General features: G+C 61.2%; 20 protein-coding genes. 14 read left to right on the forward strand and 6 right to left on the reverse strand.

Features of this window, described 5'->3' with window-relative positions:
* Nucleotides 1–45: 45 nt before the first annotated feature.
* The 3 genes from Aeroheme_RS09035 to Aeroheme_RS09045 all read right to left on the reverse strand — a co-directional run bounded on the left by Aeroheme_RS09035 (nt 46) and on the right by Aeroheme_RS09045 (nt 2838).
* On the reverse strand, nt 46–1068 hold the full coding sequence (locus Aeroheme_RS09035; protein ID WP_411167122.1) for a response regulator: 1023 nt from the start codon (nt 1066–1068) through the stop codon (nt 46–48).
* A 46-nt stretch (nt 1069–1114) separates the two neighbouring features.
* Nucleotides 1115–2059 (reverse strand): LysR family transcriptional regulator, encoded by a 945-nt coding sequence (locus Aeroheme_RS09040; RefSeq protein WP_106886601.1) that lies wholly within the window; start codon nt 2057–2059, stop codon nt 1115–1117.
* A 77-nt stretch (nt 2060–2136) separates the two neighbouring features.
* Complete coding sequence (locus Aeroheme_RS09045) at nt 2137–2838, reverse strand: DUF2982 domain-containing protein (protein WP_111913365.1); 702 nt, start codon at nt 2836–2838, stop codon at nt 2137–2139.
* Nucleotides 2839–3007: 169 nt separating this feature from the next.
* On the opposite strand from Aeroheme_RS09045, the gene Aeroheme_RS09050 reads away from it, so the two are divergent.
* The 5 genes from Aeroheme_RS09050 (at nt 3008) to Aeroheme_RS09070 (ending at nt 8929) form a co-directional block, all read left to right on the forward strand.
* Nucleotides 3008–4948: a putative bifunctional diguanylate cyclase/phosphodiesterase gene (locus tag Aeroheme_RS09050; RefSeq protein ID WP_163157413.1), complete on the forward strand. Its 1941-nt coding sequence runs from the start codon at nt 3008–3010 to the stop codon at nt 4946–4948.
* Between the two features lie 153 nt (nt 4949–5101).
* Nucleotides 5102–6664 carry an AbgT family transporter gene (locus Aeroheme_RS09055; RefSeq protein ID WP_163157260.1) on the forward strand — a complete coding sequence of 521 codons (1563 nt, stop codon included), beginning with the start codon at nt 5102–5104 and terminating at the stop codon, nt 6662–6664.
* A gap of 67 nt (nt 6665–6731) precedes the next feature.
* Complete coding sequence (nfsA, locus tag Aeroheme_RS09060) at nt 6732–7457, forward strand: oxygen-insensitive NADPH nitroreductase (RefSeq protein WP_411167123.1); 726 nt, start codon at nt 6732–6734, stop codon at nt 7455–7457.
* A 159-nt stretch (nt 7458–7616) separates the two neighbouring features.
* A complete protein-coding gene (locus tag Aeroheme_RS09065) occupies nt 7617–8381 on the forward strand; it encodes a hypothetical protein (protein ID WP_042650272.1) in 765 nt (254 codons plus the stop codon).
* Complete coding sequence (locus Aeroheme_RS09070; RefSeq protein ID WP_411167124.1) at nt 8375–8929, forward strand: VOC family protein; 555 nt, start codon at nt 8375–8377, stop codon at nt 8927–8929. Before Aeroheme_RS09065 ends, Aeroheme_RS09070 begins: the two co-directional genes overlap by 7 nt.
* 13 nt (nt 8930–8942) lie before the next feature.
* On the opposite strand, the gene Aeroheme_RS09075 is transcribed toward Aeroheme_RS09070, so the two are convergent.
* Nucleotides 8943–10163, reverse strand: coding sequence for an MFS transporter (locus Aeroheme_RS09075; protein WP_411167125.1), 1221 nt, complete (start codon nt 10161–10163; stop codon nt 8943–8945).
* A 93-nt stretch (nt 10164–10256) separates the two neighbouring features.
* Between Aeroheme_RS09075 and Aeroheme_RS09080 the strand changes: the two genes are divergently transcribed.
* Nucleotides 10257–11168 (forward strand): LysR family transcriptional regulator, encoded by a 912-nt coding sequence (locus tag Aeroheme_RS09080; protein ID WP_411167126.1) that lies wholly within the window; start codon nt 10257–10259, stop codon nt 11166–11168.
* A gap of 71 nt (nt 11169–11239) precedes the next feature.
* On the opposite strand, the gene ribA is transcribed toward Aeroheme_RS09080, so the two are convergent.
* Nucleotides 11240–11833 (reverse strand): GTP cyclohydrolase II, encoded by a 594-nt coding sequence (gene ribA, locus Aeroheme_RS09085; protein ID WP_411167127.1) that lies wholly within the window; start codon nt 11831–11833, stop codon nt 11240–11242.
* 261 nt (nt 11834–12094) lie between these two features.
* On the opposite strand from ribA, the gene cmk reads away from it, so the two are divergent.
* From cmk to pyrF, 6 genes are all read left to right on the forward strand, one after another.
* Complete coding sequence (cmk, locus tag Aeroheme_RS09090; protein ID WP_042649706.1) at nt 12095–12787, forward strand: (d)CMP kinase; 693 nt, start codon at nt 12095–12097, stop codon at nt 12785–12787.
* 93 nt (nt 12788–12880) lie between these two features.
* Nucleotides 12881–14551 carry a 30S ribosomal protein S1 gene (gene rpsA / locus Aeroheme_RS09095; protein WP_005327816.1) on the forward strand — a complete coding sequence of 557 codons (1671 nt, stop codon included), beginning with the start codon at nt 12881–12883 and terminating at the stop codon, nt 14549–14551.
* Nucleotides 14552–14642: 91 nt separating this feature from the next.
* Nucleotides 14643–14927, forward strand: coding sequence for an integration host factor subunit beta (ihfB, locus tag Aeroheme_RS09100; RefSeq protein ID WP_005299934.1), 285 nt, complete (start codon nt 14643–14645; stop codon nt 14925–14927).
* Nucleotides 14928–15083: 156 nt separating this feature from the next.
* Nucleotides 15084–15368: a LapA family protein gene (locus Aeroheme_RS09105; RefSeq protein ID WP_005327818.1), complete on the forward strand. Its 285-nt coding sequence runs from the start codon at nt 15084–15086 to the stop codon at nt 15366–15368.
* 9 nt (nt 15369–15377) lie between these two features.
* Nucleotides 15378–16544: a lipopolysaccharide assembly protein LapB gene (lapB, locus tag Aeroheme_RS09110; protein ID WP_106886608.1), complete on the forward strand. Its 1167-nt coding sequence runs from the start codon at nt 15378–15380 to the stop codon at nt 16542–16544.
* Between the two features lie 151 nt (nt 16545–16695).
* On the forward strand, nt 16696–17394 hold the full coding sequence (gene pyrF, locus Aeroheme_RS09115; RefSeq protein ID WP_163157268.1) for an orotidine-5'-phosphate decarboxylase: 699 nt from the start codon (nt 16696–16698) through the stop codon (nt 17392–17394).
* Nucleotides 17395–17503: 109 nt separating this feature from the next.
* Here the strand turns inward: pyrF and rrtA are convergent, their stop codons facing one another.
* The gene (rrtA, locus tag Aeroheme_RS09120; RefSeq protein WP_234571099.1) at nt 17504–18082 is read right to left on the reverse strand and encodes a rhombosortase; all 579 of its coding nucleotides are present in this window, start codon (nt 18080–18082) and stop codon (nt 17504–17506) included.
* Here rrtA and Aeroheme_RS09125 point away from each other — a divergent pair.
* On the forward strand, nt 18048–18692 hold the full coding sequence (locus tag Aeroheme_RS09125) for a tRNA-uridine aminocarboxypropyltransferase (RefSeq protein ID WP_411167128.1): 645 nt from the start codon (nt 18048–18050) through the stop codon (nt 18690–18692). The two genes, rrtA and Aeroheme_RS09125, sit on opposite strands and share 35 nt — an antisense overlap.
* Nucleotides 18693–18720: 28 nt before the next feature.
* Nucleotides 18721–19410: a 7-cyano-7-deazaguanine synthase QueC gene (gene queC / locus Aeroheme_RS09130; protein WP_163157272.1), complete on the forward strand. Its 690-nt coding sequence runs from the start codon at nt 18721–18723 to the stop codon at nt 19408–19410.
* Nucleotides 19411–19450: the final 40 nt, after the last annotated feature.

Below are 19450 nucleotides of genomic sequence, written 5' to 3' on the forward strand. Positions count from 1 at the left end.
CATGTGCATGAACTTGTTATTGATGCTGGCGATGGGATCACACCGCTAGAGCATATGCATGATCTTGTTGTTCATGGTGGCGATGGAGTCTTCGGTGAACAGCAGCAGCAGGTCGCACTGCACCGCATACCCCTGCACCCGGTAGTTGATCTCGATGGCCAGGGTGCGGCGCCAGCGGCTCTGGTTGGTGCGAATGAGATCCCTAATGGGCCTGTGCTGACCGAGCACCACGGGATGGCCCTGGCTGAAGGGGGTGTCGAGCTGGTTGGCATAGCCGCGCAGGAAGGCCCCGATCAAGACGTTGGCGGTATCCATCAGCAGTTCCAGCTCGGCGTTGTGATCCAGCACCCCCTGATGGTTCATCAGGCGTGCCAGATCCTGGAAGCTGGCATCGTGAAACAGCAGGAGCGCCTCGCCGGCAATGCCGGCCCCGATGAAGCCCTGGCAGACGGCGGAGAGGGTATCCGACTCGGCGGCGGCCGAGAGGGCCATGTGCAGCTCGGAGACCTCCAGCACGTTGACGTTGGGGATGGGCAGCAGCACGAAGGCATCCAGCAGGCGAGCCAGCAGATCGGCCCCCTGGCCCATGGCGACGTTGGCGAGCTCCTGATAGACATCCCGCAGCTCGGGGGTGAACTGGATGGTGCTCTCGAGGGGGGCGTGACCGGCGGTGGCAAGGGCGGGTGCGGCGGCCGGGTGGGGCGCCGCTTGCCACAAGCCGTGGCGGCTGAGCAGCGCGAGCAGGCTCTCCGGTGAGGCCGGTTTCTTGATGAAATCGAGGGCCCCGAGGGCCATGACGCGGGCGTGGGCTTCCGGCTGGATGTCGCCGGAGACCACAATCACCTTGCTGCGCAGCCCCTCGCGCTTGAGGGTCTCCAGCACGCCATAGCCGTCCATCTCTGGCATGGTCAGATCGAGAAAGGTCAGATCGCCGTGACCCATCAGGATCTGCTCAACCCCTTCCAGGCCGTCAGCGGCCTGATGCAGGGTGACATTCCAGCCGGCAGGCAGGGCGCGCATCAACTGCTTGCGAGCGAACCCCGAGTCATCACATATCAATACATTCATAGTGTTAGCCGACCTGTGCAACGAGGATTGCGCTAAGTGTGGGCGATCAACCGTCAGATGCAACGGGCAGCGGCATGGCCGGCAAAAATTGATCGTCCCGCTGATGATGGCGATAGCGTGCGGAGTATTTCTCGACGAAATCGGCAAACATCTTAACACGCAACGGGGTGAACTGGGGCTGGCAATGGAGCATGTAGAAGGGGCGCTTGCCCGACTGCCAGTCCGGCAGCACGGCGACCAGTTGCTCGTCTTGCAGGAAGGGGTGCACATAGTGCAGGGGGGCATTGACGATGCCGAGGTGGCGCCGGGCTGCCCGCACGGCAGCCTGAGTCTGGTTGACGTTCAGGCGCGGTGTCCGCTTGACCTGCACCGTCTGCTGGTCCCGCCCGCTCAACTGCCAGTGCTGGTGGGGCCAGCAGTAGATGAGATCGTGCTCTTCCAGCTGGGCCGGGTGGGAGGGGATGCCCATCTTCTCCAGATAGAGAGGGGAGGCAAACAGGCCGTACTCGATGTGACCGAGGCAGAGGGCATTGGGCAGGGTCTGGGAGAGCTCGCCGTTGAAAAACACCAGATCCCTGTCCTGATCACAGAGGGGGGCGTGGTCGTTGGTCTGGCTGATGTCGAACTGCACCCCGGGATAGCGCAGACCGAAGTCAGCCAGCATGTCGACCAGTATGGTATTGGAGAGGGCGATGGGCGCGGCGAGGCGGATGAGGCCGCTGATGTCCCTCTCCTGGCCCTGGATCTCGCCGGTCGCCTGCTCGATTTCGGCCAGCGGCGTGCACAGGCGCTCGTAATAGCGCAGCCCCTCGTCGGTGAGGCGCAGCTTGCGGGTGGATCTGTGCAGCAAGGCGCACCCGAGCTGTTCTTCCAGTTGTGAAATGCGTCGACTGATGGTGCCGGTCGGCATGCCCAGCGCGGCGGCGGCGTGGGAGAAACCGCCCTCTTGCACCACCTTGACGAACAGATAGAACTCTTCGATGTACTTCATAAGCGGCTTAGGGGGTGTTTGTAACAAGCCCGTGACCTTATGAAGAGTCGCCAGGCTTGGCAAGCGCAATCCGGCGTTTAATTGATCTGGATTAGATTCGACTCGCGCTGGTACTGATTGAGCAAATGGACGAAGTCGGCGGGGGGCCGGTCCAGGCTGTTGTCAGGCACCAGGAGATCATAGCCCAGCAGATCCCGCAGTCTGGCCATGCGGTTGCCCAGCATGGCGATCACCCCATCGTATTGCTGGCCTGAGGGGGAGCGAAAGCGGCTCTCCTCCAGCAGCCCCTCGCCCAGCAGCCCGCTGCCGCAGCCTCCGGTGAGGCAGTCGGGGCGCTCGCTGCTGATGGCCTGCAACAGCACGGCGCGCTGCTCGGTCAGCAGGCGAACGGCCAGTCTGGGTGTGATCAGCGTCAAGAAATCGTCGTAATCCTTAATCTTCAAGCCAATGTAGGGCAGGGGCACCAGATCCCACCCTAAATGGATACGTGGCTGATCAATTCGCTGAATATTTCTCCATTTCAGGATCCAGCCACCGTACTTATGGTGATATTGCAGACAATCCTGACACAGGGAGAGACTAAAATGAGGCTCAGCCAGTTTCAGCGCCCCGACAAGAATTGTCATCAGACCAGTCAGCAGGAGGAAGATGACCGGCATTAGTAGTTGTTCAGGAAAGAAAAAAAGTATAAAAATCATAGCAATGGTTATGACCATGCCCAACAATACCAGTGTGAGCCCATTTCTTCTGACCATGGGGATCACATGTAGCGTTTTCATATGATTTCGGCCCTTTTTCACCTGCCTGTTTCCAGATTATGGGTCGGAACGGATTTTGTACCAGCACGGACGCGTTTGCCAAAGACGGGTCCAGGCTGGTTCTGCCATGAGCTTTCAGCATGAATCATCACGCAACATGAATACGCTAGACGAACGCCTGCTTACCGCGATGGACGTGCTCCATACGCCCATCTGGGTCTATGACATCCAGCGTCACCACATTTACTGGGCCAATGGCTCCGCCCTGGGGTTGTGGGAGGCGAGCTCCCTGGCCGAGCTGCAATCCCGCGACTTCTCGGCCGACATGGCCGCCGCCATCGATCTGCTGTTGCAGCGTTATCTCGGTGATTTTCAACAGGATCGCAGTTACAACGAGTGGTGGACCCTCTCCCCCAAGGGGGTCAAGAAGCAGGTCTATCTGCGCCTCTCCGGGATCCAGCTCGCCGGGCGCCAGATGATGATGACGGAGGCTGTCATCGATGCCGATACCCTCTATCAGGAGTCCTCCCTCGCCACCGGCGATACCCTGGCCTGCCTGTTCGACAACGAGGGGGCCCTCGAGAGCGGCAACCACCACTTCGACATGTGCTTCGGCACCGGCATCACCCGGCTGGCCCAGGTCTTCTCCGGTGACGACGAGGCCTTCTACACCCGGCTCTCCCGGGTGGGGGAGGTGGTGGCCGAGGGGGAGTGCCGGACCCAGAAGGGGATGCGCTGGTTCCAGTATCAGTTCCGCCACATCCAGCAGGGTGCGCGGATCTTGCTGACCATGCGGGACATCACCGATCGCAAGCTCGAGGAGCTCGAACACCGTCACCTGGCCTGGCACGACTCCCTCACCGGCCTGCTCAATCGCTATGGCCTGATGAAGTCCCTCGAGGCCTATTGCGGCCTGGGGGGGCGCTTTGCCCTGGTGTTCATGGATCTGGACAACTTCAAGCTGGTCAATGACAACTATGGCCACAAGGCGGGGGATCGCCTGCTGGAGCGGGTGGCCGGCCGGCTCAAGCAGATCTGCCCGCGGGATGTGGAGCTGGCGCGCCTCGGCGGGGACGAGTTCACCGCCCTGGTGCCCCTCAGTCAGGCCAGCGAGCGGGCGCAGGAGGTGGCGGATCTCATGCTCTCCCAGATGAGCAAGCCACTGCAGCTGAGCGGGGTGCCCGAGGTCACCATAGGCGGCAGCATCGGCATCGCCATCTATCCGGACGACGCGGACGACGGGGACAACCTCATCACCCGTGCCGACATGGCCATGTACCAGGCCAAGCAGATGGGGCGCCTGCGCTGGCAGCGCTTCACCCCCAGCATGCAGCAGAGCCTGCACCGCAAGCTGACCCTGAAGCAGTTTCTGGCCAAGGCCGTCGGCCGGGGGGAGCTGAGCCTGCGCTATCAGCCCCAGGTGGATGTGGCCCAGGGCAAGCTCATCGGTCTGGAGGCCCTGCTGCGCTGGTACAACCCCGTGCTCGGACACGTCTCGCCGGCGGAGTTCATTCCGCTGGCCGAAGAGATGGGGCTCATTCGTGAAATAGGGAGCTGGGTGCTCGCCACCGCCTTGGCCCAGATGGGGGAGTGGCAGCGCCAATGGCAGGTGCGGGTGCCAGTGTCGGTCAACCTCTCCGGCTTCCAGCTCTCCGCCTCCCTGCCGGGGCAGGTGGCGCAGCAGCTCAGGGAGTCCGGGGTCGAGGCGGGCCTGCTGACGCTGGAGCTGACCGAAACCGTGCTGATGCTGGACATGAAGGGCTGCATCGAGATCCTCGACGCCCTGAGCGAGCAGGGGATCAAGATCGCCATCGACGATTTTGGTACCGGCTACTCGTCGCTCGCCTATCTCAACCGTCTGCCCATCGACACCATCAAGCTGGATCGCTCCTTCGTGGTGGGGCTGAACCTGCCGGTGATCCGGGCCACCGTGGCCATGGCCACCAGTCTGGGGCTCGGGATCCTGGCGGAAGGGGTGGAGGACGAGCACGAACTGGCGGCCCTGCGGGCCCAGGGCTGTCACGTCTTCCAGGGGTTCCTGTTCAGCCCCCCCATGACCCCGGAGGAAGTGGCGGCGGCAGGCTTCGGGATCCGGTGCAAGCTTGGTCACTATCCGCTGATCGGCGGCTGATCCCGCCGCTGACAATGTGCGGCATGTCCCATTTCAGGAGCGCGACATGCCAAATTAAACATAATTAATCGAATTTTTGTCTCATATCATGGGATTCATTAGACGTTATCGCTAGTATGCGCGCTCATTCCTTGGTAATGGAGTATCACCATAATGAGTCAAGCCGCAGTGAACGAGCGTCAGGCCAGTCCCAATGGCTGGTTGAACCGCTTCCTGAACGGGGTCGAGAAGGCGGGCAACAAGCTGCCGGATCCCGCCATGTTGTTCCTCTATGCCTTGCTGATCGTCTGGGTCGGCTCCTGGATAGGCTCCCAGTTCTCCTTCGATCTGGTCAACCCCCGAACCGGGGAGGCCGTGGTGGTCAACAACCTGTTGACCGGGGCAGGGTTGGCCGAGTTTCTCGCCAGCATGGTCACCACCTTCACCGGCTTTGCGCCGCTCGGCATAGTGCTGGTGGCCATGCTGGGGGTCGGGGTGGCCGAGCAGTCCGGCTTCATCAACACCGGCCTGAAGAAACTGCTGAAAGTCACCCCCGCCCGTTTCCTGACGCCCATGCTGATCCTGGTGGCCATCGTCAGTCATACGGCGGCCGATGCGGGTTATGTGCTGGTCATCCCCATCGGTGGCATCATCTTCCACGCCGCCGGGCGCCACCCGCTGGCCGGGATAGCCGCGGCCTTTGCCGGGGTCTCCGGTGGCTTTGCCGCCAACTTCCTCCCCTCGGGCGGTGATGCCCTGTTGCAGGGTTTCACCCAGTCGGCGGCCCAGCTGCTAGACCCCGATTACATGGTCAACACCCTGTGCAACATCATCTTCACCGGCGCCTCCTCCCTGCTGATCATCTGCGTGGGCTGGTTTGTCACCGAGAAGATAGTGGAGCCGCGCCTCAAGCAGGTGCCCCTCAACGAGGATCTGGAGAGTGCCGACGAGATGGGGCGCTACAGCGCGCAGGAGAGCCGGGCCTTCAACTGGGCCGGGTTTGCCATGCTGGCGGCCGTGGTGCTGCTGGGGCTGGCCCTGTCCCCGGACGACTCGCCGATGCGGGCACCGGATGGATCGCTCACCACCTTCGCGGCACCCGTGATGAAGTCCATAGTGCCCCTCATCTTCCTGCTCTTCATCCTGCCCGGCATCGTCTACGGCTTCGTGGCGGGGAGCTTCAAGAGCGGCAAGGACGTGATCGATGCCATGTCGGCCACCATGAACAAGATGGGCTCCTACATGGTGATGGCCTTCTTCTGTGCCCTCTTCATCAAGGCGTTCGGTGACTCCAACCTGGGGACCCTGCTGGCCCTTTCCGGCGCCGAGGTGCTCCACGCCCTGGCGCTGCCGGGCGAAGTGACCATAGTCGGCATGATACTGCTCACCGCCAGCGTCAACCTGGTGGTGGGCTCGGCCTCGGCCAAGTGGGCCCTCATCAGCCCCATCCTGGTGCCCATGCTGATGGCGGTGGGGATCTCCCCCGAGCTGACCCAGGCCGCCTATCGGGTGGGGGATTCCGCCTCCAACATCATCACCCCGCTGATGGTCTTCTTCCCTCTGGTGGTGGTCTATTGCCAGCAGTATGTGAAGAGCACCGGGATAGGCACCCTGGTCTCCATGATGCTGCCCTACTCCCTGGCCTTCCTGGTGAGCTGGACCTGCTTCCTGCTGCTCTACTGGGCGCTCGGCTTCCCGCTAGGGCTGCAGGCCCCCTATGTGTATCCTGCCCCCTGAGGGCGACGAGGGGCCTTGGGCCCCTCGCTTTTTTTGGGTACAGTGTGACCTTCATTTTGGAGGCACCATGAACCCGACCATAGATCTCATCCTTTCCCATCGCTCCATTCGTCAGTTCACCCCTGAGCCCATCAGCGCCTCGCAACTCGATCAGATACTGAGCGCCGCCCAGAGCGCCTCCAGCTCCAGCTTCCTGCAGGCAAACAGCCTCATCCGGGTGACCGACAAGGGGCTGCGCGCCACCCTGGCCGAGCTGGCCGGGCACCAGGCCTACGTGGCCGAGGCGGCGGAGTTCCTGCTGTTTTGCGCCGACTATCAACGTCACAGCCAGATAGTGCAGGAGGCCCAGACCGGCTTCGTGGAGCAGCTCATGATAGGCGCCATCGACGGGGCCCTGATGGCCCAGAATGCCCTGCTGGCGGCCCAGTCCCTGGGCCTTGGCGGCGTCTACATCGGCGGCATTCGCAACAACCCGGCGGCGGTGAGTGAGCTGCTGGGGCTGCCCCATCAGGTGATCCCGCTGTTCGGCCTCTGCCTGGGTCATCCCGCCCAGCAGCCGGAGCAGAAGCCCAGGCTGCCCCGCGCGCTGGTGGTGCACGAGAATCGCTATCCAGAGACACTCGATCGCGCCCTGCTGGCGCAATACGACAGCCAAATCCACGACTACTACCTGGCCCGCAGCAGCAACAACAAGGTGCAGACCTGGAGCGGACAGATCAAGGCCATCCTCGGCAAGGAGGCGCGTCCCTTCATGCTGGGCTTCCTCCAGTCGAAGGGGTTTTGCCTCAAGTAATGGGGGCGGCGGGCGATATGGAGCATGAGGCCCCGGCCATCGCCATCGCCGCGGCTCCCTTGCGTTGTTGTGAGGCAAGGTGCGATCTGGGCGCTACCCTATGCGGGTAAGCTGTTGTAGGATCACGCAATTGGATTGGGACAGGAGTGTGAATACCCTATGATTTTAACCTTGATATTGCTGTCGATTGGCGCACTCCTGTTTCTGGTCATCGCCTATAACGTGGTGCAGCAATACAAACAGAAAGCGGAAGCCGACAAGCGCCAGGCCATCGCCCGCCACAAGGCCGTGGCGGACGAGACGGAGGAGGTGCTGTTGAACGTCAACCTGGTGCCCTTCTCCAAGAACATGGTGCTGCTGCTGCAACACAGGATCCTGGATGCCTACCGCGCCATAGTGCAGGTCATGCCGAATCCCCAGGTCAAGCAGCGCATCATCGACGTCCAGACCCAGATCAAGAATGTGCAGGAGAACTACAGCAGTCAGGACGAGGGGCACTTCAAGACCCCGGAGTCCGACCGTCAGGCGATCCAGATGCTGCAGCTGGCCAAGAAGATGCGGGCCGTGCTGCGGGTCGAGCACAACAAGGGCAAGATAGATCCTCAGGGGTTCGCCCAGGAGGATCGCCGCCTCGAGCTGATGCAGCTCAAGATCAACATCGCCAACCTGATCAAGCGGGCCATGGATGCCCAGATCCAGGGGCAGTACGGCACCTGCCGTCAGCTCTATACCAAGGGGCTCGGCGCCCTGGCCAATGTCTCCGACAAGGACCCTTACCTGCTGGCGCGGGAAGAGGACATGCGCCAGGGGATGCGCCAGCTGGAAGAGCATCTGCAGCAGCACAGCGAGAAGGAGCTGCAAAACATCAAGGACAAAGAAGCGGACGAGCTCGATGTCCTGTTCCAACCCAAGAAGAAATGGTGATCATGTCTCATCCACTGGATACCACGCTGGGGCCCATGGCCCCATTCGTTTGCCAACTGCTCACTGAAATGCACGCCCTCATGGGGGAGTGCGACGCCCCTGTGGTAGATCATCTCTGCTACCGCGCCGCCAGCTTGCCGGAATACCTGGCCCTGAAAGAGACGCTGGCGCGCCATGGGGTGCTGCTGGTGGAGGGGATGATCGGGGGCCGCCCCATCGCCACCTATCGCCTGCATCAGCCCGTCTGCTGGCAACAGGTCACTGTCCCCTGCATCGAGCTGGCCGCCCCCAAGGCGGGCCGTGCCCATCAGGCGGGGCTGGAGCACATAGAGCTGGTGGTGCCCTCACTGCCGGCGCTGGTGGCCGCGCATCCCGGGCTTGCGTTCAAGACAGCCAACATGGGCGACGGGCGCAACCCGGATGTGGGGATGATGCTGCCTTCGGGGCAAATCAAGTTTCATCTGCGCCCTCTGAGCGAGGTGATCGACGAGGAGCTGCACACAGGCGCCGTGGTGCCGGTGCCGGCAGACTATTACGACAGTTTGTGAGTCGAGGGCCCCGTCATTGGCGTGACGAGGCGTGAGAGGAGAGGGGCGGCACTGTGCGCCCCTTGAGATGACCGAGCCAGAGGCTCAAGGCGGCGGTGACGCAGAGCACCAGCTCGATGCCGAGCACCAATCCCCAGAGGCCCCCCCGCTCCCAGAAGGGATGCAAGTAAAGCCCCCCCAGACTGGCCCCCAGATAATACCCCACCAGATAGAGCGACGAGGCGAGCGCCCTGTTGTGCTCCACATGCTGGCCGACCCAGGCGCTGGCGCAGGCGTGGGCGAGGAAGAAGCCGAAACTCGAGACCAGCAGCCCACCTATGATGGCGGCAAGGGTCCCCTGCAGCAGGGCGAGACTGCCAAGGGCCATCAGGGCGATCCCCGCCAGCAGCAGGCGCTGCGCCCCAAAGCGATGGGCACAGCGGCCGCTCAGGGAGGAGGCGAGGGTGCCGGTGAGGTAGGTCAGAAACAGCATGCCGAGCCACTGGGTCGGCAGGGAGAAGGGGGCCTTGGCCAGCAGGAAGGTAAGGTAGCTGTACTGGTTCAGGAACACCATGAAGTTGAGCCCGCCGATGAGATAGGCCCCCAGCAGCAAGGGGTTGCCGAGGTGGCTCTGGATGGCCCCGCGCAGTTGTCCGGGCGCCGCTACCACGGCCACGAAACGGGTCTGGGCGGGTAGCAACCAGATGACCAGCGGCAGCAGGGCGAGACTGATGAGCCCGATCCCGAGGAAGGTATGTTGCCAGTCGCCAAACCAGCCCGCCAGCAGGCCGCCGACCACCCGGCCGGCGATGCCGCCGAGGGAGTTGGCGGCGATATAGACCCCCACCGCCGAGAGCAGGGCGCGTTTGCTGAACTCTTCTCCCATGTAGGCGATGGCGGTGGCAGGCAGCCCGGCCAGGAGCGCCCCCTGCAGCATGCGCAGGCACACCAGCAGATCGAAGCGGGTCACCCAGGGAATGCACAGGGAAAGCAGTATGGCGCAGGTCAAGGTCCACAGCATGATCCGGCGTCGCCCGAACCTGTCCGCCAGGCGGGCGCAGATGAGCAGCGATCCCGCGAGCCCGGCGGTGCAGCCCGCCAGGGTCCATCCCGCCGACAGGGAGCTGACGGAGAACACCTGTGCCAGCAGGGGCAGCAGGGGATGGGTCTGATAGAGATTGAGAAATACCAAGAAGGAGCCCAGGCTGAGGGCCAGGGTGGCGCGTATCCATTCGCGACTGCCTACTTCGATCATATGGAGTTGTCCCGACGACTTTTGTGCAGAGTAGTGGGTCGCTCTATATAAATATAATATATTTAAGTTATCAGTCTGATAAATGGAATTGATATGGATCTGAAACAGCTCGGTTACCTGCTGGCGGTGCGGGACACGGGCTCCTTCACCAAGGCCGCCCAGGTCCTGCACGTGGCGCAACCGGCCGTCAGCATGGCCATCGCCAAGCTGGAGCAACAGCTCGAGTTGCGTCTGTTCGACAGGCAGGATCGCAGCGTGCGGCTCACCCCGGAGGGGGAGGTGCTCTGCCGTCATGCCGAGCGGCTGCTGCTGCAGATGCACCAAGCAGAGGCGGAGATGGCCGAGCTCAAGGGACTGGAGCGGGGGGAGGTGCGCATCGGCATTCCCTACATGATGGGCTCCTATTACTTCCCGCCGATCCTGATGGCCTTCAAGCATAGCTACCCCGGTTTGAAGATCCGGGTGGAGGAAGCTGGCACCCGCGAGCTGCTCAGTCGCATGGTGGACGGCAGCCTGGATCTGGCCATCCTTATCACCAGCGATCTGCCGCCTGCCCTCGAGGGGGCCCAGCTGCTGCGCGAGGAGATGCTGATGGTGGTGGGGGAGGAGCATCCCCTGCGCGGGGCCGGCGCCGTCTCGCTGCCGCAATTCTTCAGCCAGGAGCTCGCCATGTTCCGGCGGGGTTTCTACCACAGAGAGCACATGGAGGCGCTGGCACAGGGCTTGGGGATCGAGCCCAACATCGGCTTCGAGAGCAACCTCATCCCCCTGCTCAAGGCGGTGGTGAGACAGGGGTTCGCCGTGACCACCTTCCTGCGCATGGCGCTGGAGGAGGAGACGGCGCTTTGCGGCATCCCCTTTGCTCCGCCCATCTTCCTCGATCTCTGCGTGGCCTGGCGGCGGGGGGATCCTCTCTCCATGGCCAACCGGGCGCTGCGGGATTTCCTGCTGGCACAGGCCAATCCAGCGTCAGCCCCATACGGTGCCTTGGTGGACAAGCAATAAGGCAGCAAGATCGCCAACAAAAACGCCTCCCGATGGGAGGCGTTTTCATTCCGCTGCCAGGCTGCGAGCCATCACTTCTTGAACAGGTGATCCAGCTTGCTCGCCTTGGTGGAGAGATAGAACTCGTTGTGTGGATTGCGACCCTCCTGCAGGGGGACGCGCTCGGCCACCGGAATGCCAAAGGATTCCATCGCCTTCAGCTTGCGCGGGTTGTTGGTCATCAGGCGCAGGCTCTTGACCTCCAAGGCCTTCAGCATATCGGCACAGATGGTGTAATCGCGCATGTCGGCGGCAAAGCCCAGTGCCACGTTGGCCTCGACGGTGTCGGCGCCCTGATCCTGCAGATGATAGGCACGGATCTTGTTGAGCAGGCCTATGCCACGACCTTCCTGGCGGACATACAGCAAGACGCCGCGACCGGCCTTGGCGATCTTCTCCATGGCGGCCTGTAGCTGGAAGCCGCAGTCGCAACGCAGACTGAACAGGGCGTCCCCGGTCAGACACTCGGAATGAATTCGGCCCAGTACGGGCTCACCGTCCGCGATATCGCCCATCACCAGTGCGGCGTGATCCTTGCCTGTACCGGTTTCCTGAAAGCCAACTAGCGTGAAGGTGCCCCAGGGGGTTGGCAACTTGGATTTAGCCACCAGGCTAATGCTGCTCATAGGGTTGCTCCTGACTACAACTGCTTAAAAAAGGCGGCCAGTTTAGCGCGCCTTGTCCATAACAACCATAAGAACAAAACCTTGCAGGAGGGATGGTTTACCGGATTGGTCATAATAGGCGCAATCGCGACGACTTTTGCGCAATTGTGCGCCCTGACAACTGCCAGCGCCGGTGCATTCGGGTATAATCGGCGCCCATTACCCCATCCCGCCAGGGATGTGTGCAACCAGTCAACATGCCGAGTGCGCAGGAGAAAAGTTATGCCTCAGATGGCCCCCGTGATGACAATTGATGGCCCGAGTGGCGCCGGTAAGGGCACCCTGTGCCAGCTGTTGGCAGAGAAGCTGGGTTGGCACCTGCTCGACTCCGGTGCCATCTACCGGGTGCTGGCGCTGGCGGCCTTGCACCACGATGTGGAGCTCGACGCCGAAGCCGCGCTGGTGCCCCTGGCCGCCAATCTGGACGTGCAGTTCCAGGTCGACGGCGGACAGGTCAAGGTGGTGCTGGAAGGGGAGGATGTCTCCCGTACCATCCGCTCCCAGGAAGTGAGCGATGCCGCCAGCAAGGTCGCCGTCTTCCCCCGCGTGCGCGAGGCGCTGCTGCGCCGCCAGCGTGCCTTCCGCCAGTTGCCGGGTCTCATTGCCGATGGTCGTGATATGGGGACTGTGGTTTTCCCCGAGGCCGAAGTGAAGATCTTCCTCGATGCCAGCGCGGAAGAGCGGGCGCAGCGCCGCTATAAGCAGTTGCAAGATAAGGGCTTTGATGTTAACTTTGAGCGTCTTTTAACCGAGATTCGGGAACGTGACGATCGCGACAGAAATCGCGCCGTTGCCCCCCTGAAACCCGCGGAAGATGCTCTTGTGGTAGACTCAACGTCTATGACCATAGATGACGTACTGGCAACGGTGCTCGCCTATGCGGAGCAACAACTTGGTGATGTCAGCACCAGCTGATGTCAGTCGTCTGCACCATGGATGGCGCAGATAATTTAAAACAACCCCGCTTGTGCCGGATTGCGAGTGGATGTTTCATTTGTGACACAAACAATGATCGAATCTTTTGCTCAACTCTTTGAAGAGTCCCTGAACGCCGTTGAAACCCGTCAAGGTTCCATCGTCAAGGGTACCGTCGTTGCTATCGAGAACGGTTTTGTACTGGTTGACGCCGGTCTGAAATCCGAGTCTGCCATTCCTGCTGAAGAGTTCAAGAACGCCCTGGGCGAACTGGAAATCAACGTAGGCGACACCGTTGACGTGGCTCTGGACTCTATCGAAGATGGTTTCGGCGAAACCAAGCTGTCCCGCGAAAAAGCCAAGCGCCACGAAGCCTGGCTGCAGCTTGAGAAGGCATACGAAGAGCAAGCTACCGTTATCGGTATCATCAACGGCAAGGTCAAGGGTGGTTTCACCGTTGAGCTGAACGGCATCCGTGCCTTCCTGCCGGGTTCTCTGGTTGACGTGCGTCCGATCCGTGACACCGCTCACCTGGAAAACAAAGAACTCGAGTTCAAGGTCATCAAGCTGGACCAGAAGCGCAACAACGTTGTCGTTTCCCGTCGTGCCGTGATCGAAACCGAGAACACCTCCGAGCGCGAAAGCCTGCTGGCCAACCTGCAAGAAGGTCAAGAAGTTAAGGGTATCGTCAAGAACCTGACCGACTACGGTGCATTCGTAGATCTGGGCGGTGTTGACGGCCTGCTGCACATCACCGACATGGCGTGGAAGCGTGTTAAGCATCCTTCCGAAATCGTCAACGTTGGCGACGAGATCGCAGTCAAGGTTCTGAAGTTCGACCGCGAGCGTACCCGTGTATCCCTGGGTCTGAAGCAGCTGGGCGAAGATCCCTGGGTTGCTATCGCCAAGCGTTACCCGGAGACCACCCGTCTGTCTGGCCGCGTGACCAACCTGACCGACTACGGCTGCTTCGTTGAAATCGAAGAAGGCGTTGAAGGCCTGGTACACGTATCCGAGATGGATTGGACCAACAAGAACATCCACCCGTCCAAGGTTGTTAACGTTGGCGACGTGGTTGACGTGATGGTTCTGGACATCGACGAAGAGCGTCGTCGTATCTCCCTGGGTCTGAAGCAGTGCAAGTCCAACCCGTGGCAGCTGTTTGCCGAAACTCACGCCAAGGGCGACCGTGTTTCCGGCAAGATCAAGTCCATCACTGACTTCGGTATCTTCATCGGTCTGGACGGCGGCATCGACGGCCTGGTTCACCTGTCTGACATCTCCTGGAACAACCAGGGCGAAGAAGCAGTACGTGAATTCAAGAAGGGCGACGAAATCGAAGCCGTTGTTCTGCAAGTGGACCCGGAGCGCGAGCGCATCTCTCTGGGTGTCAAGCAGATCGAAGAAGACCCCTTCAACAAGTACCTGTCTGACAACAAGAAAGGTGCTATCGTGAAGGGTAAGGTTACCGAGGTTGACGCCAAGGGTGCCGTGATCGAACTGGCTGACGGCGTGGAAGGCTACCTGCGTGCTTCCGACGCTGCTCGTGACCGTGTAGAAGACGCCACTCTGGTGCTGTCTGTCGGTGACGAAGTTGAAGCCAAATTCATGGGTGTTGATCGCAAGAACCGTACCGTAAGCCTGTCTGTCCGTGCCAAGGACGAGGCTGACGAGCGTGTTGCCATCGACAGCCTGAACCAACAAGAAGAAGTTGTGTTCAGCAATGCCATGATGGAAGCGTTCAAAGCCGCCAAGGGTGAGTAATCCTTGATGCAAGAAAAGGGCGGCTTCACGCCGCCCTTTTTTATCTTGGCATAATGAAATTGCATGTGATCGGGGAAGGAGATTTAACCTTATGACCAAATCAGATCTCATCGAACAATTGGCTGCCAGCCGCATGCATATGCCGGCCAAAGATGTCGAAGCCGCCATCAAGGAGATCCTTGAGCAGATGGCATCGACCTTGCAAAACGGCGACCGGATTGAAATCCGAGGATTTGGAAGTTTCTCACTGCACTATCGTGCGCCCCGCGTGGGTCGCAACCCCAAGACTGGGGACAAGGTTGAACTAACCGGGAAATATGTCCCGCATTTCAAGCCTGGTAAAGAGTTGCGCGAACGCGTGAACATCATCGAATAATGCAGAAAATGGCATACCTGGGTATGCCTTTTTTATTTTTACGTCTTTAGATATGTGATTTGTCAGGTTTCTCGCAGTCTTTTCCCATTCGCTCTAGAGTCTGCCTGTGATTTTAAGGATAATCAGTCTCTCATTAGCTACAGACAGGGAGATCTTATGAAGCGTATCTTGGCCCTCATCCCATTGGTGCTGGTGTTTGTACTGACCCTCGCCATCGGCTCGCAAAATGGCCAGCTGGTGCAGTTCAACTATCTCATCGCCCAGGGGGAGTTCTCCCTCTCCATGCTGCTGGGGTTCTTCTTTGCCGGTGGCTTCCTGTTGGGCTGGCTGGTGTTCGGTCTGCTCTTCCTGCGCTTGAAACTGCAAAACCGCACCCTCAGTCGCACCATGCGTCGTCAATCCCGTGAGTTGGAGCTAGCCCGGTCGCCAGCCAAGGAATAATGTCCCTCGATGCTTGAACTGCTTTTCCTGCTGTTGCCGATTGCCGCCGGTTATGGCTGGTACATGGGACGCAGGAGTGTTCGCCAGGACACCCAGCAACAGAGTAACCAGTTTTCCCGCCAGTACGTGGCGGGCCTCAACTATTTGCTGTCTGACGAGTCGGACAAGGCGGTGGATCTCTTCATCCAGCTGCTGGAAGTCGACAGCGAAACCATCGAAACCCATCTCTCCCTCGGCAACCTGTTTCGTCAGCGGGGCGAGGTCGATCGCGCCATCAAGATCCACCAGAACCTGGTCGCCCGCCAGCTGACCCGGGAGCAGCGTCAGCTCGCGCTGCAGGAGCTGGCCCGGGATTTCCTGGCTGCCGGCCTGCTGGATCGAGCCGAAGCGCTCTGGAAGGAGCTGTGCGAAGACAGCGACTTTGAAGAGACGGCGCTGGCGCAGTTGCTCATCATCCATCAACAGCTGCGTGACTGGGACAAGGCCATCGAGGTCGCCATTCGCCTGCAGAAATTCCAGGGCAAGAAGCTGGCGGAGCCCATCTCCCATTTCTATTGCGAGCAGGCGGAGAGCGCCTTGCGCGACGGTGACAAGGGGGCGGGGATCGCCAAGTTCAAGCGGGCGCTCGCAGCCCACCCTGCCTGCGCTCGGGCCAGCCTGCGACTGGCCGATCTGTCGATGGAAGAGGGCAAGTACGAGGAGGCCAGCAAGGATCTGCTGCGGGTGTTCGAGCAGGACATGGATTTTGCCTCCGAGGCCATGCCCAGGCTGCTCGATTGCTATCAGCAGCTTGGCCGCACCCAGGAGCTGATCCCGCTGCTGGAGAAGGCGGTGGAGGATCATGCCGGTGTCAGCGTAACCCTGGCCCTGGCCAATCTGGTGGAGGCGCGCGACGGCCTGAGCCAGGCCCGCGCCCTGGTGCTGCGTCAGCTGCGGCGCCACCCCTCCATGAAGGGGTTTTACCAGTTGGTGGGCTTCCAGCTGGCCAGCGCCGAGGAGGGGCCCGCCAAGGAGAGTCTGGAGCTGCTGCAGCAGCTGGTCGGCGAGCAGATCAAGATAAAATCGACCCACAAGTGCCGCCAGTGCGGCTTTGCCACCCATTCCCTGTTCTGGCAGTGTCCCTCCTGCCGGCAGTGGGGCTCCATCAAGCCTATCCGTGGTCTGGATGGTGAATAGCCCTTAGTGACCAAAAGTCCGTCCCCGCGCATCTCGAGCGGGGGCGGCAAGCCGAACCTGGTGCAAACCCAAGTGAGCAAGATGCCAGACTGCGACCGGCTCGCCGGCCGTGTCGAGTCTGGATGTGGCATAACAACCCATAGGAAGTGACATGCAAGACCCCAAAGTACTGGTCGCGCTGGATTATCAGCACGAAGCCGATGCCTTCGCCTTCATTGAACAGATCTCTCCGGCCGAGTGCCGCCTCAAGGTGGGCAAGGAGATGTTTACCCTGTTTGGCCCCCAGTTCGTGCGCCAGCTGGTGGCCAAGGGCTTCGAGGTGTTCCTGGATCTGAAGTTTCACGACATTCCCAATACGGTTGCCAAGGCCGTGGCGGCGAGTGCCGAGCTCGGGGTCTGGATGGTCAACGTCCATGCCAGCGGGGGAGAACGCATGATGCGCGCTGCCAGGGAGGCGCTGCTGCCCTATGGTGACAAGGCGCCTTGGCTTATCGGGGTGACAGTGCTGACCAGCATGGAGCAGTCCGATATGGCCCCCCTGGGTCTGGATGTGAGCCCGGCCGAGCAGGTGATCCGGCTGGCCACCCTCGCCAAGACGGCAGGGCTGGACGGTGTGGTCTGCTCCGCCGAGGAAGCCAGTGCGTTGAAAGCCTTGCTCGGCACCGACTTCAAGCTGGTGACCCCGGGCATTCGCCCGAGCGGATCGGCGGCCGGGGATCAACGCCGGGTCATGACGCCGCTGGCGGCGGTGGAGGCGGGGGCCGACTACCTGGTGATAGGGCGACCCATTACCCAGGCGGCGGATCCGGCCGCCGTGCTGGGGGCTATCAACGCCGAGCTCTGCCGATAAGGGATCGACCCCTTGATGACCACAGGCCGGATTGCAGATCCGGCCTGTTGCGTTTTGATGGGTCGTTAAGCGCTGCTGCGAATGAGTGGCAGCCCTTATCCGAGAGGGATCAGGACTTGACGGTCTGCACACCCAGGCCGATGGGGAAGAGGCCGAGCAGCAGGCCGGCGGCCGAGCCGATGAGGTGCGACTCTATGTGCACCCTGGCGCCAATGAGGGCAGAGACAGGGCTCTCTCCCGCACTGTAAAAATCCAGCCCGAGCTTGATGACGATGCCAAGCAGCATGAGCCAGCCCGAATGGCGACGATAGCGGATATCCTGCATGGCTCCCCACACGAACAGGCCGTGCAGCAAGCCGGAGAGCCCCATGTACCATTGGGTCTGCGGGCACCACCACCAGATCCCGAGTCCGACGGCCGTCCCCAGCAGCAGAAGCAGCACGGGCAGGCGCCAGCCCGTCAGGTATTCGCGAAACAGGCTGTAGAGCACCGCAAGCCCGCTGAGGTTGAGCAGCAGGTGCCATCCGTTGGTGTGGGCCAGATTGCCTGTTATGATGCGCCACCCTTCGCCCTGGGCGATCAGGTCGCGATCGAAGGAGAGCAGGTGGTTAGGTACGGTGAAGAAGAGCAAGGCAGTGACGAGCGAAAGCGTGATGACCCAGAGCAGACCCGATTTTTCTGACAACATGAAACAACCCAACGACAGAGAGAGCCGATACTGTACACGCTGTACCCGAGCCCTCAAAGCCTGCCTGTGTGAATATATCCAGCAGGTGACTCACTTCGCACCGCTCCATATCCTGCAGCATCCCGGCGAGGTCGCTCACCCCAAGGGCACGGCCGCCCTGCTGGCCGCCTCCCTCAGCCATGCCTACATTCACGTGGGGGAGAGCTTCGCCGATGCCGACTGGCTCAATGCCCTGCTCGCCGACCCCAAGGTGCAGTGCTATCTGCTGTGGCCTGACGAAGAGGCCCTGACCCTGGCACAGGTGCGCGAGGGCCGTGAGCACGCCAAAGAGGTGCACTTTATCCTGCTCGATGGCACCTGGCGCAAGGCCTATCGCATGTTGCATAGCAACCCGGCCCTGCAGGGATTGCCGAGGATCACGCTCGGCACCATGGCGGGGCAATATTCCATTCGCAAGAAGCCGTTTCCCGAGGCGCTGTCGACCCTGGAGGCGGGCTACCATCTGTTATCCCAGTGGGAAGGGGATCCCGAGCGCTTCGCCCCGCTGATGAACCTCTTTACCCAGTTGAACCGGCAGTGGCATGACTTTGCCCAAGGTCGCCGCGCTTGAATCTGAATTGCAAACAGGAGTGATGAACGTGAAAAAAGCCGTCGTGGTATTCAGTGGTGGTCAGGACAGTACCACCTGCCTGGTGCAGGCCCTGGCCCTCTATGATGAAGTGCACGCCATCACCTTCGACTATGGCCAGCGTCATCGGGAAGAGATCGAGACTGCTCGCCGTCTGGCAGGGCAGCTCGGGATTGCCGCCCACAAGGTGATGGATGTGACCATGCTGGGTGAGCTGGCCGTCTCGGCCCTGACCCGGGATGACATCCCGGTCAGCGGTGAGCTGCAGGACAACGGCCTGCCCAACACCTTCGTGCCGGGTCGCAACATACTGTTTCTGACCCTGGCGGCCATCTATGCCTATCAGGTCGGTGCCGACACCCTGATCACCGGGGTGTGCGAGACCGACTTCTCCGGTTATCCCGATTGCCGCGACGACTTCGTCAAGGCCCTCAATCAGGCTGTGTCGCTGGGGCTGGATCGCGCCATTCGCTTCGAGACCCCCTTGATGTGGCTCGACAAGGCGGAAACCTGGGCGCTGGCGGATCACTATGGCCACCTCGAGACGGTGCGCCAGCAGACCCTCACCTGCTACAACGGTATCCAGGGGGATGGCTGCGGCACTTGCCCCGCCTGCGAGCTGCGCAGCCGCGGCCTGCAGCGCTATCTGGGCGACAAGGTGGGCATCATGGCCAGCTTGCGCGAGAAAACCGGATTGTGATCCTGCCTCTTTCCCGGGTTTGGGGTATAATCCGCGCCTT

Origin of the sequence: Aeromonas sp. DSM 116730, from assembly GCF_046581335.1 — a bacterium.
GTDB classification, from domain to species: Bacteria; Pseudomonadota; Gammaproteobacteria; order Enterobacterales; family Aeromonadaceae; genus Aeromonas; species Aeromonas rivipollensis.